The sequence below is a fragment of the Pseudomonas sp. MWU13-2517 genome (assembly GCF_023242545.1).
In the GTDB taxonomy this organism is placed as follows: domain Bacteria; phylum Pseudomonadota; class Gammaproteobacteria; order Pseudomonadales; family Pseudomonadaceae; genus Aquipseudomonas.
Map to the genome: position 1 here is coordinate 136,020 of NZ_JALMFA010000016.1, position 13,002 is coordinate 149,021.

Consider the following 13,002-nt stretch of genomic DNA (forward strand, 5'->3'; position numbering starts at 1 on the left):
AGCAAGCGCTCTTCAGACTTTAATCTTAATTGTCAGATATAAGTCGCAACTCATTGAATTTTAAAAATAAAAAACGGCGCTCACGGGGCGCCGTTTTTTTGTTCGCAGTGAACACCTTACTCAGTAGTAGGCGTTTTCTTTCTGCGTGTGGTCGGTCACATCGCGTACGCCCTTGAGCTCAGGAATACGTTCAAGCAGCGTGCGCTCGATACCTTCACGCAGGGTCACGTCCGCCTGGCCGCAGCCCTGGCAGCCGCCGCCGAACTTGAGCACGGCGATACCGTCGTCGACTACGTCGATCAGGCTGACCTGACCGCCGTGGCTGGCCAGCCCCGGGTTGATCTCGGTTTGAAGGTAGTAGTTGATGCGTTCGTTGACCGGGCTGTCGGCGTTGACGTTCGGCACCTTGGCGTTAGGCGCCTTGATGGTCAACTGGCCGCCCATGCGGTCGGTGGCGTAGTCAACCACGGCGTCGTCCAGGAAGGCTTCGCTGAAAGCGTCAATGTACGCAGTGAAGCTTTTCAGCCCCAGGGCAGTGTCTTCCGGCTTCTCTTCGCCAGGCTTGCAGTAGGCGATGCAAGTCTCGGCGTATTGGGTGCCAGGCTGGGTGATAAAGACGCGGATGCCAATACCTGGGGTGTTCTGCTTGGACAGCAGGTCAGCCAGGTAATCGTGGGCGGCGTCGGTAATGGTTATGGCAGTCATGGAAACTCCTCACAGGCTTGCCGCCAGTTTACGCCAATCATCGAGGCGGTACAAAGTCCTAGTATTTTTGTCGGAAAAGTCACCGACATACCAGCAGGTATCTATATACGTCCCGGCCCGGCAGCGCCTGCCTACCATCGGGTTTTACCGACTCGGCCGAGATCCGCCATGGACCCACTATCATCCTCGACTTTTTGCAGAAAGCGCCCTACACGACTCGACACCCTGTACCACTTGATCGACGCAGTCACCCCGCTGGCCAGCTCCGCCTCCAGCGCGGCAGCCTCCAGCCTCTATTATCGCCCGCTCCCCGACTCCGAACTCGGCCGACAGTGCCAGGCCGCGTTTACCACCCTGCAAAAGCTGGAGGCCGACGAGGATTTTGTCGAGTACCTGCACAACAGACAACCCTCCCAGACGCCCTACACCGACACGCTGCTGGACGCCCTTGCCGCCCTCGTCAACACCCCCAGGCAGCCAAAACCCGCCATCGTGGAGATTTTCACGCTGTGCAATCAACCCGTGGTGCTGCGCGATATCCCTACCTATTGGACGATGGATGTCGAGGTACTACTGGCCATCCACCGTCGCGTCGGCGACGGGCTCAAGAGTGACGGCTCGGTACGCTTCGATCTTGCGCTCAAATACTACGGCCTGATCCCCCATAGCCCGGCCACTCACGCGCAATGGAACACGCTGCTTGAAACGCTGCGCGAATATTGTGCGCTGCTCACGCTGGGCCACACCGATCACAGCAACGACCTGGAGCCGCTGTTGGGCGACGCCGGCGATGCAATCATCGTTGGCGTGACGCGCTCGCTGGAAGAGGAGCACGGCAAATCACTGTTCAGCCATATCCTGCCCGAGACCTTTGTTGCCACTCAGCAAAAGCTGGCCCGCAGCCAGCCGACAGCACTGCTGAGCGAATACCTGCATCAGCCCCACAGCCTCGAGGTCGGCCGGCGGATCGTCAGCGCACTCGACTGGTTCGGCGCAGACCCCACTCAGGACTGTCCTCGGGCAGTGCTGGTCAAACTGGTCTGGCGCGCCCTATGGCTGAGCATCAAGCCCCAGGACGCCGCCCAGTACGACAACGAACTCAACCGGTTGATCGAACCGTGTGCCCGCTACGCGCCAATCCGTGAGTCCCTGCTGCGCGACTATCAGCGCGCGCTGGGTGTCGACGCCCATGGCGCTGCGCTGGTGCTGTGCGTCGCCAAGGCGCACATCGCCAGCGAACTATGGGTCGACAACATTCCCGATGACCTGCCCTACGGCATCACCAGTGCCTGGGTGCATTTCAAAAGCGGCTTTCTCCTCGCCGAATGCCTGGCACCCGGCTCGGCGCGTAGTTTCACCTTCGATGAATTGCACAACCTCTCAGCCGAGTACTTCCGGGCCTGCGAGGGCGATACCGAGCGACAGGCGCTGGTGAGCCTGGCCAGATTGCCGCCGACCCTGTGCTGGGCGCAGGCCAACGGTTTGCTGCCCGTGCAAAAGCAGCCCTACACCCCGGAGCAAGTGACCCAGGCCGTTGCGGCACTGGAGCGGCACGAGCGCGAGGTCATCGAGGCTATCAAGCAGCTTGTGCTCAGGCCGCCGGGACGCGCGCAGTTCAGCAGCGACCAAGCCCATGACACGGCGTTCTATGCCTATCTGCAAACCCCGAAAGCCACCTATAAAAAACTGATCAAGACGTTGCTCGCGCAAATCCCGCCGGCTGTCGGCGATATCGAGCGCGATGAAGTCAGCCTGTATGCATTGCGGGAGCCGCTGCACAACATCGAAGCCAACTTCGAGACCCCGCGCCGGACCGCCGCCGTAAGTGGTCGCACGGGTTTCATCCTGCGCCTGGGCAACCCGCGTCTTGCGGACGCTGCGTGCTACATCGAAGTGTTTCCCGCCCTTGGCGTGATTCGTGTGCGCGACGATATCCGCAGCCTGCTGATCGGTGGCGTGGTCAAGACCCAATCCATTGGCGGCGCCACCCGCCCCGGCAAGGGCAGTTTTCGCTGCGGTACCTTGCTGCCTTTCGACTGGCCGGCCTACCGCAGCGGCGCGACGCCCAGGCCCGGCCAGCACAGTACGCTGATCGCCGACCCCATTGGCGAGGTGCTGGCACCGCTCGATCTACCCGTCAGTCAGGTGTCCCGCGCCACCAACCATCTCTATGGCGCACGCGCTGAAGCGCTGGCGCACATGATTGCCGAGCATCACTTTTACTGCGACGAAGTGACGTTGCTGGAAACCACCCGCGAAGCCACCAAGGTGCTGGACCTCGGCGAATACCTCGGCGAACGCATGGCGTTCTGGGGCAAAGTCCTGGTGCCGTTCTGGGGGCCCATCGAGGACCTCAACTCCGGCGACCCGGAACGTGTTGCCCTCGGCGGCTTGAGTTTTTTTGCGGATATCGTTGGGTTTGCCCTGCCCCTGGGCAAATACGTGGCCGGCAGTGCAAGGGTGATCGTGCAATCCGGCCGGGCCGGGATTCGCCTGGCGCTGCCCGCGCTCAAGACCCTGACGCGGCAGTTGATCATCCAGGTGTTGCAGGAGCTGAACCCGCTTAGCGCCCTGCCGGACTTGTTGCGCATGGGCCGTTACTATTCGCTCAATTGGTTTTACAAGACCCTGAACACGCTGGGCGAATGGGCGGACGAGATGATTCCGGCCAGCCGCCTGATCCAGGTAAACCCCGTAGGCTGGGCGCCACAAAAAGCCGGTGACCGGCTGTTTGTGGTGGCAGGCACGCCCAATGTGCCGCTGCGCAATGTCGGCAACACTGCGCAACCGGATTGGCGCTTGATTGATGCTGCCTCGGACAGCGTTTTCGGCCCACGCTTTCGCGAACCGCTCACGGTCATGAGCAACAGCGACCCGCACATCAGCCGCTATGCGGTATCAGCCCACTGGATCAGCGGGCTCAAACCGGATTCCCGGGGGATTTTCCATCGGCGAGAGTATGGTCAAGCGTTTGTCTGCAACCTGGATCAGCGTGGCGAGATCGCCGTTTATCAGATCCGCGAGCATTCCTACGGCTACCTCAAGGAAATTGCCGAGGGCACCGGAAACAGTTTTACCGTCGCACTAATCAACCCGAAAACCAATCAGGACCTGGGCATCAGGCTGTCTTCGGTACAGCCCGGCCATTGGTTTTCAAGCCAGGCAAGACTCGCGGGCGGTGCGCCGGATGGCCTGAATGTGATTACGCCGCCGACCTTGCAGAAGTGGTCGGCCTTCTCCGAGATGTCATTGAAGCTGGCGGCGGAGGCCTTCATCAAAAAGCACAAGCTCGACCCGGCGGCGTTTCGCCAATTTGTGCATACCCGCAGCGAACTGAGCCGTCGCGGCCAGGAAATGCTCGATCAAGCCACCCACGCACGGGTACCCGTCGCCTTGAAAAACCTGCAACGCTGGCGGCGCATGCCCCAGGCGGTGCGGGTCAAGCGCACCCGCGAAGGCTATGCCCACGATCACAACCTGGACCCGCAGGCCTTTATCGACCACGTCAATATGGACGGTTCATTCACGCCACTTGGCAAAGTCCTGGAAAAACACAGCCGGCAGCAGTCATTCAGCCCACTGACCCGACAAGACCTGGAGGATTGGCACAGCGTACACACCCAGGCCCAGCCGCATCGCTCCATGGAGCACTTCCTCGACCAGCGCAATCTGAACCCGGTGAAATGGCGGCAATATGTCGAAGACAATGGCCAGTTGACCCAGGCCGGTCGCTTGGCGGTGTTTTTCGACCAGCCACTGCCCAACACGCCGCTGGCGCGTAAGCGCATGGTGCCGGTGCAGACTGCCAGCCCCTCCAAGGATTCCACCACCCAAACGTCGCTGCATGAACCCGCCACTGAACAGCCCACCCTCGCCACCAAGCGCAGCCGTACGCAATACGACGTCGACCGCGCCGATGGGCACCAGATCAACAACGCCGCGCCGATCCTGCAAGATCCCTACAACGTTAACCGCAGCCTGACAGCAGAGCTGGAGGGCACGGTGGAACAGATCAGGATCACCAATGACTGCGGCCTGTTCGACGGGCTCAGCGGGCCCAAACGCCAGCGGGTGATCGAGGCCGTGACGGAAGACATCCAGGATTGGATCACCAAGGAAGGCCGTCACCATGACCTGCTGAACGAACTGTTCGAGGTCAAAAAACTCAATGAAGGCCCGGAGCGCGGCTACTCGCTGGTGGCGCGGCGCGATATCCAGCATTTTGATGTGTTGGGGCCATACACCGGGCGCTTGCATTTGAATGATGCGTCGCTCAGTGCCGATATTCTTGAGCATGGCATGCAGCGGGTGTCCGACTATTTGTTCCAGACCGCCACCGAAGGCGCGACGATCAGTGGGCATGGCAACAGCAACATGCTCAGTCTGATCAATACAGGCCAGAAGCCTGGCGCGCCACGTGTGGGCAACGACAATGTGGCGGCCGTCTACGCCGGAAAATACATGGTTTTCCTGATCGCCAAGGACGACATTCGCGCCGGCAGTGAGCTGCTGATGGACTATGGCCCCGCCTATTGGCAACGCCCATCCCCCTGACCAGGCGAGCAGACTCGCAAAAGGGGTTTAGGGCTCAGAGGTTTTCATAGCGATTCATGTCCAGTACACCCTCTTCCACCGGCGTGGTTTCGTGAATGTACTGCGACAGATCATGGAAATACTGCCAAAACAGCGGGTGACTGCGGCGAATACCCCACCGCTCGACGATCTGCTCAAACCCCTTGGCATCCTTGACGCCCTCCATCGCTGCAACAAACTCAGGCACCTGCTGCGCCGGGATGTTGAAGATGAAGTTCGGATAGCTGCTCAGTACCCCTGGGTAGATAGTCACCGTATCCAGCCCGGGCTGGTAGCGATAGGCCTCGCCCAGCAGGAATGCCACGTTACTGTGGGCGCGGTTGCGCAGCATGCTGTAGACCAGCCGTTTGCCGCTCGGGGTTTCAATGCGCAGCATGCTCGCTTCGGGCAATTGGTCGATGACTTTGAGCCCGGCGGCCGGGCGTGACGTCAAGCGGCTGAGCGCCTGTTCGGCGTCCTGCAATGCCGGGTCGATCCCGTCACGGGAGCAAAAGGCACCGGTGCAACGGTTGATCGGGTCCGGGCTGGCGTTAAGGTGGTCGTAGCGGGTCAGCAACTGGTTGGCAAAGTCGCGTTTCGGGTCTTTTTCATTAAGGTGCAAACCGCTCGGTTTGTCGTCATCAATCGCTTCGTAGTCCATCCACAGCTTGAGTTTTCCGCTGTTCTGGTACCAGTCATCAAGAAAGGCATCGCGGCTGTCGGCCGGCATCAGGCGCAGGAAGTTCTGCTCGGCGCCGTTGCGGATCAAGTCGAAATACAGGCGCGTCTGGGCCTGATGCGACACGTTGCCGAACACATCGAAGTTCACCGCCAATTGGTAATAAGTGCGCTCCAGCAACGGATAGTCGAATAACCACATCGTTTGCGGGACTTCGCCGATCAGGCCTTTGGTGACCGAGGCGCTGTCGAAATGACGGAAAACACTCAACAAGGCATTGTCATTGCCGGCCCACAGGGTCGACCAACTCGGCGCCGCCACGTCCGCATAGCTGTCGCGGCGCAAGGCTTCGTATTGGTTGCGCTTGTCGCGATAGGCCAGCCACAGGCTGAGCACGCTGCCTACGTCATCGTTCTGCCCCGGCATCGCCAGCAACGGCGTGGCCTGGCCGCGATAACGCGCATCGGTGATGTACAGGTCGTGGTCCGGGTCCTGGAACAGGGTCCAGAAGTTATCGCGGATCACGTCCGTGGCGATCTGCCCACGGCACACCGGCCCACGAATGAAGGTACGCACGAAGTATTCGGCGTTATCCAGCATGAACTGGTAGCGCGCCTTGGCCGGGATCGCCTCGAAGGTCTCGAACGGATTGGCGCGACGGCCCGGCCCATAGCCCGGCAAGGCGTCAACCTGCCAGTTGCCGGCGTAAAACAGGTCTTTGATGCGAGCCATCTTTGCGGCGCTGAATGGGTAAGTGATGTGGGTTTTATGCACGATCACCCCCTGCACCGGCCACAGACGGTAGTACACCTGGGTGCCGGGGTCGTCGTTGGGACGGCGCGTCGCGATCAGGTCGATGGGTTTACCGCTCGGCGTGCGCGAACGGACCCACTGAAAGTAGTGCCCGGGCTCGCCGTTCTCGAAATAGATATGCGCCAGGAACAAATGCTCGAACAACCAACGCGCCACCAAGCTTTCCCGGGCGCCGGGCTGGTTGAACAGGTTTTCCCATTGCTGCACCTGCAAGGCTTCCTTCGCACTGGGCGCGAGGCCCTGCTCATCGATCGGCGCGCCGGCGGCGAGCCAGCGTTGCAGGGTCTGGTATTGCTGATCGGTCAGGCCGGTCACCGCCAACGGCATGCCTTCCCTGGGATGGGCGCCGGCATAGGCGTTGAACTCGCCGGGCATCGCGCACATGTTTTCGCGGTTCAGGCCCAACGCAATGTCTTCAGGCAGTTTCGCATTGGGTTTCAAGGGCGCGTTGTGGCCCAGTTCCAACATGCGCGCCATCAGCGCGGCCTGGCTGCCCTGGGCGTCCAGCACCGAATAAAACCCCTTTTGCTGCCACGCTTGCTTGCCGAACGCGTCATAGAACAAACGGGTGGTCGGCGCGGCCTGGCTGCGTTCGCCATCGTAGACCGGCATTTTGCTCGCGCCTCGGGCCACGCCTTCGGCACTGCCCAGGTTGAGCTGGCAGGCGGAGTCATAGCATGCGTGGCAGGCCACGCACTTTTCGGTAAAGATCGGTTGGATATCGCGGGTATAGGAGATCGCCGAGGCGGGACCCTGTGCCTGGGCAAAGCCGGCTACCAGTGCCAGGATGGCACTGGAGATAAGACGAAATGACATGTATCGGGTCCCGGTTCGAAGCGTACGCTGGAAAAATTGCCGGTGATTCTACCGGGCCATTAACCCTGCCAACATGAACGATATTCATGCAAAGCCCGCACGTGCTCCAAATCGGCACAGGTTTGCTATGATCCATGCCCTCCGTAATGCCTGACCAGAGTAGTCCCATGTCCGATCGTAGCGCTCGTCTGCAAACCCTTCACCAAGCCCTCAAGGAGCGCATCCTGATCCTCGACGGTGGCATGGGCACGATGATCCAGAGCTACAAGCTTGAGGAACATGACTACCGTGGCAAACGCTTCGCCGACTGGCCAAGCGACGTCAAAGGCAACAACGATCTGCTGGTCATTACCCGCCCCGACGTGATCGGCGGGATCGAGAAGGCTTACCTGGATGCCGGTGCCGACATCCTCGAAACCAACACATTCAACGCCACACGCATTTCCATGGCCGATTACGGCATGGAAGAGCTGGCTTACGAGTTAAACGTAGAAGGTGCGCGCCTGGCGCGCAAGGTGGCCGACGCCAAGACCCTGGAAAACCCGGCCAAGCCGCGTTTTGTCGCCGGAGTGCTAGGCCCGACCAGCCGCACCTGCTCACTGTCACCCGACGTGAACAACCCCGGCTACCGCAACGTCACCTTTGATGAGCTGGTGGAAAACTACACCGAAGCCACCAAAGGGTTGATCGAAGGAGGTGCCGACCTGATCCTGATCGAAACCATCTTCGATACCCTCAACGCCAAGGCCGCAATCTTCGCCGTGCAAGGCGTATTCGAGGAGCTGGGCCTGGAACTGCCGATCATGATTTCCGGCACCATCACCGACGCCTCCGGCCGCACCCTGTCGGGCCAGACCACCGAAGCGTTCTGGAACTCCGTGGCCCACGCCAAACCGATTTCGGTGGGTTTGAACTGCGCCCTCGGCGCCAGCGAGTTGCGCCCGTACCTGGAAGAGCTGTCGAACAAGGCCGGCACCCACGTATCCGCGCACCCCAACGCTGGCCTGCCCAACGAATTCGGCGAGTATGATGAGCTGCCTTCGGAAACCGCCAAGGTCATCGAAGAGTTCGCCCAGAGCGGCTTCCTCAACATCGTCGGCGGTTGCTGCGGCACCACCCCAGGCCACATCGAGGCCATTGCCAAGGCCGTGGCCGGCTATGCGCCGCGCCAGATCCCGGACATTCCCAAGGCTTGCCGCCTGTCCGGCCTGGAGCCGTTCACCATTGATCGTCAGTCGTTGTTCGTCAACGTCGGCGAACGCACCAACATTACCGGCTCCGCACGTTTCGCCCGGCTGATCCGCGAAGACAACTACACCGAAGCCCTCGAAGTCGCCCTGCAGCAGGTGGAAGCCGGCGCCCAGGTGATCGACATCAACATGGACGAGGGGATGCTCGATTCGAAGAAGGCCATGGTGACCTTCCTCAACCTGATTGCCGGTGAACCGGACATCTCCCGCGTGCCGATCATGATCGACTCCTCCAAGTGGGAAGTGATCGAAGCCGGCCTCAAGTGCATCCAGGGCAAGGGCATCGTCAACTCGATCAGCATGAAAGAAGGCGTGGAGCAGTTCATTCACCACGCCAAGCTGTGCAAGCGCTATGGCGCGGCCGTGGTGGTGATGGCGTTCGACGAAGCCGGCCAGGCCGACACCGAAGCGCGCAAGAAAGAGATCTGCAAACGCTCCTACGACATCCTGGTCAATGAGGTCGGCTTCCCACCGGAAGACATCATCTTCGACCCGAACATCTTCGCGGTCGCCACCGGTATCGAAGAGCACAACAACTACGCCGTCGACTTCATCAACGCCTGCGCCTACATCCGCGACGAGCTGCCGTATGCACTGAGCTCCGGCGGCGTGTCCAACGTGTCGTTCTCGTTCCGTGGCAACAACCCGGTGCGCGAGGCGATCCACTCGGTGTTCCTGCTGTATGCGATCCGCAATGGCCTGACCATGGGTATCGTCAACGCCGGCCAGTTGGAAATCTACGACCAGATCCCGGCCGAGCTGCGTGATGCCGTGGAAGACGTGGTGCTCAACCGCACTCCGGACGGCACCGACGCCCTGCTCGCCATTGCCGACAAGTACAAGGGCGACGGCAGCGTCAAGGAAGCGGAGACCGAGGAATGGCGTGGCTGGGAGGTCAACAAGCGCCTGGAACACGCGCTGGTCAAAGGCATCACCACGCATATCGTCGAAGACACCGAGGAATCCCGGCTGTCGTTCGCCCGCCCGATCGAGGTGATCGAAGGCCCGTTGATGTCCGGCATGAACATCGTCGGCGACCTGTTCGGCGCAGGCAAAATGTTCCTGCCCCAGGTGGTGAAATCCGCCCGGGTGATGAAGCAGGCCGTAGCCCACCTGATCCCGTTCATCGAGCTGGAAAAAGGTGACAAGCCGCAAGCCAAGGGCAAGATCCTGATGGCCACGGTCAAAGGCGATGTGCACGACATCGGCAAGAACATTGTCGGCGTGGTCCTGGGCTGCAACGGCTATGACATCGTCGACCTGGGTGTGATGGTACCGGCCGAGAAGATCCTGCAGGTAGCCAGGGAGCAGAAGTGCGACATCATCGGGCTGTCCGGCCTGATCACCCCATCGCTCGATGAGATGGTGCATGTGGCCCGTGAGATGCAGCGCCAGGACTTCCACCTGCCGCTGATGATCGGTGGCGCCACCACTTCCAAGGCGCACACGGCGGTAAAGATCGAACCCAAGTACAGCAACGATGCGGTGGTGTATGTCACCGACGCCTCGCGTGCGGTGGGTGTGGCCACGCAATTGCTGTCCAAGGAGCTCAAGCCCGGGTTTGTCGAGCGTACCCGCGAAGAGTACGTGGAAGTCCGCGAGCGCACCTCCAACCGCAGCGCCCGCACCGAGCGCCTGAGCTATGCGGCCGCCATCGCCAAGAAGCCGCAGTTCGACTGGGCCGGCTACACCCCGGTCAAACCGACGTTTACCGGTGCCAAGGTGCTGGAGAATATCGACCTTAATGTCTTGGCCGAGTACATCGACTGGACACCGTTCTTCATTTCCTGGGACCTGGCCGGCAAGTTTCCACGCATCCTCACCGATGAGGTCGTTGGCGAAGCCGCCACCGCGCTGTACGCCGACGCCCAGGAAATGCTCAAGAAGCTGATCGACGGCAAACTCATCAGCGCCCGCGCGGTGTTCGGTTTCTGGCCGGCGAACCAGGTCCAGGACGATGACCTGGAAGTCTACGGCGAAGACGGCAAGCCCCTGGCCACCCTGCACCACCTGCGCCAACAGATCATCAAGACCGACGGCAAGCCGAACTTCTCCCTGGCCGACTTCGTCGCGCCCAAGGACAGCGGCGTGACCGACTATGTGGGCGGGTTCATCACCACCGCCGGCATCGGCGCCGAAGAAGTGGCCAAGGCCTACCAGGATGCGGGCGACGATTACAACTCGATCATGGTCAAGGCCCTGGCCGACCGCCTGGCCGAAGCCTGCGCCGAATGGCTGCACCAGCAAGTGCGTAAAGACTACTGGGGTTATGCCAAGGATGAGGAACTCGACAACGAGGCGCTGATCAAGGAGCAGTACAGCGGTATCCGCCCTGCCCCCGGCTACCCGGCGTGCCCGGATCACACCGAGAAAGGCACCCTGTTCCAGTTGCTCGACCCCGAGGCCCATGAACTGCACGCCGGCCGCAGCGGTGTGTTCCTCACCGAACACTACGCGATGTTCCCCGCGGCGGCAGTCAGTGGCTGGTACTTCGCTCACCCGCAAGCGCAGTACTTTGCCGTGGGCAAGGTCGATAAAGACCAAGTGGCGAGCTACACCGCGCGCAAAGGCCAGGACCTGAGCGTGACGGAACGCTGGCTGGCGCCGAACCTGGGCTACGACAACTGATTGTCGGGCTTGTGCAGTGAGCGGGCTTGCCCCGCTCACTGCCTGTCAACCAGCGGCTATGCTATCCCTCACACACCTTGTGTAGAGGGATGTATGGACGATCCAGTCGACAACAAGCCACCGACCTTCTGGCAGATGCTCCACAGCGTCATGGCGGCCGCCTTCGGCGTACAGAGCGGCAAGAACCGCGCCCGGGATTTCACCCACGGCAAGCCCAGCCACTTTGTACTCCTGGGCATCCTGTTTACCGCAGTGTTTGCCCTGACCTTGTTCGGTATCGTCAAGCTCGTGCTGCACCTGGCCGGCGTCTAGCGCAACAGCAGTTGCAGGCTGAAGGGGTACCGGTAGGACGCCGGTTTGCCGACGGCAGACAGTGCACGGAAATCAACCGGCGCCATCGGCTCCAGCAACCGCTGAGCCTGGGCGGCATCGATCAACTGGAATAACGCTTCCTGCCGGTCACGCCCGCCAAGGGCTTTGATGTCGACGCCCTTGGCATCATCATTGATCAACACCATCGCCCAGCCGCCCAAGGTGAAATGCCCGGCGACCAAGGTTGTCAGTCGCCCGTCCAGACGCGCTTTCAATATCTCCGGCGAACTGTTGAGAGCACTGAACAGCACGTCCTTGCCGGGTACCCGACCGCTGTCTTGCAAGGCCTGTATCGCACCCAGCGCCATCTCATCATTGGCCGACCACACCAGTGTCGTCTGTGGGTAGCGCTTGAGTAACTGCGTGGCCTGCTCACAGGCGCGGTGGCGGCTCCATTCGCCGTAGACCAGCTGGCGCAGGCGCACCTCCGGGTGTTCGGCCAGAGCACGGCGCAGGCCCTGCTCCCGCAACAACGCAGCCGGGGTGGTCTTGACGCCGGAGAATGCCAACAGGTCAATGGTCTCGCCTGGCGCCACCGGGCCGTGCTCGCGCAGCAGGTCGCCAAGCATCAGGTAACCGGCCTGCTCGTCGTTGGACACCATACTGCCGAGCCAATCGACGTCACTGCCAAGCAATTGCGCCTGATCCGCCGTCAGCGTGTTGTTGACCAGCAGCAGCTTGACCCCGGTTCCCTGCGCCATGCGCAGAATCTGCGGGGCGACGTACTGTTCGTTGACCAGCACCAGGTAGTCGGGCCGCTCATGGCCGTGCAGCGTTTCCCGGGCCTGGGCCAGGGTGTTGCGAATGTCGCGCTCGGAATAACGCACGCGCAAATCCAGGCCGAGGTCCTTGGCCGCAGCCTGCATGAATTGCGTATAACTGACCCAGAAGGTTTCCGTCGACATGCCGGGGTTAAGAAATACCACCGACGTGGCATGGGCCAGCGCCCCGTACGTCGATCCCAGCAACCACGCACACGTAATCAGAACCTTCAACATGGTTGTCCGAGCCTAGAGCATTGACCGCCATGATAGTGGCATTACGACAGTCAATCGAGGCTCAATCTACATCTTCTTACTGATGGCTCACCCAGAACACCGCTGTGCCCACCACCAGAACAATCAAAAACAGAATCGCCCAGGCATCAACGGTACTGTCGGGTTTACG

At 61.0% G+C, this 13,002-nt stretch carries 6 protein-coding genes; 3 read left to right on the plus strand and 3 right to left on the minus strand.

Translation table 11 applies throughout. The features are described 5' to 3' along the window. Positions 1-120: 120 nt before the first annotated feature. Positions 121-705 (minus strand): Fe-S biogenesis protein NfuA, encoded by a 585-nt coding sequence (gene nfuA, locus M5B97_RS22615; RefSeq protein ID WP_003190728.1) that lies wholly within the window; start codon positions 703-705, stop codon positions 121-123. A 168-nt stretch (positions 706-873) separates the two neighbouring features. On the opposite strand from nfuA, the gene M5B97_RS22620 reads away from it, so the two are divergent. After that, positions 874-5,259: an SET domain-containing protein gene (locus tag M5B97_RS22620; protein ID WP_248732700.1), complete on the plus strand. Its 4,386-nt coding sequence runs from the start codon at positions 874-876 to the stop codon at positions 5,257-5,259. A gap of 34 nt (positions 5,260-5,293) precedes the next feature. Here the strand turns inward: M5B97_RS22620 and M5B97_RS22625 are convergent, their stop codons facing one another. After that, on the minus strand, positions 5,294-7,585 hold the full coding sequence (locus M5B97_RS22625) for a fatty acid cis/trans isomerase (RefSeq protein WP_248732701.1): 2,292 nt from the start codon (positions 7,583-7,585) through the stop codon (positions 5,294-5,296). A gap of 167 nt (positions 7,586-7,752) precedes the next feature. On the opposite strand from M5B97_RS22625, the gene metH reads away from it, so the two are divergent. Together metH and M5B97_RS22635 are read left to right on the plus strand one after the other, a co-directional pair. After that, positions 7,753-11,463, plus strand: coding sequence for a methionine synthase (gene metH, locus M5B97_RS22630; RefSeq protein WP_248732702.1), 3,711 nt, complete (start codon positions 7,753-7,755; stop codon positions 11,461-11,463). A 93-nt stretch (positions 11,464-11,556) separates the two neighbouring features. Next, positions 11,557-11,775 carry a DUF2970 domain-containing protein gene (locus M5B97_RS22635; protein WP_123718178.1) on the plus strand — a complete coding sequence of 73 codons (219 nt, stop codon included), beginning with the start codon at positions 11,557-11,559 and terminating at the stop codon, positions 11,773-11,775. On the opposite strand, the gene M5B97_RS22640 is transcribed toward M5B97_RS22635, so the two are convergent. Then, positions 11,772-12,833 (minus strand): ABC transporter substrate-binding protein, encoded by a 1,062-nt coding sequence (locus M5B97_RS22640; protein WP_248732703.1) that lies wholly within the window; start codon positions 12,831-12,833, stop codon positions 11,772-11,774. The two genes, M5B97_RS22635 and M5B97_RS22640, sit on opposite strands and share 4 nt — an antisense overlap. Positions 12,834-13,002: the final 169 nt, after the last annotated feature.

Bases quoted from the DNA above. Each gene is read 5' to 3' on its own strand.
- nfuA (WP_003190728.1), bottom strand. From the start codon at position 705: ATGACTGCCATAACCATTACCGACGCCGCCCACGATTACCTGGCTGAC.
- M5B97_RS22620 (WP_248732700.1), top strand. From the start codon at position 874: ATGGACCCACTATCATCCTCGACTTTTTGCAGAAAGCGCCCTACACGA.
- M5B97_RS22625 (WP_248732701.1), bottom strand. From the start codon at position 7,585: ATGTCATTTCGTCTTATCTCCAGTGCCATCCTGGCACTGGTAGCCGGC.
- metH (WP_248732702.1), top strand. From the start codon at position 7,753: ATGTCCGATCGTAGCGCTCGTCTGCAAACCCTTCACCAAGCCCTCAAG.
- M5B97_RS22635 (WP_123718178.1), top strand. From the start codon at position 11,557: ATGGACGATCCAGTCGACAACAAGCCACCGACCTTCTGGCAGATGCTC.
- M5B97_RS22640 (WP_248732703.1), bottom strand. From the start codon at position 12,833: ATGTTGAAGGTTCTGATTACGTGTGCGTGGTTGCTGGGATCGACGTAC.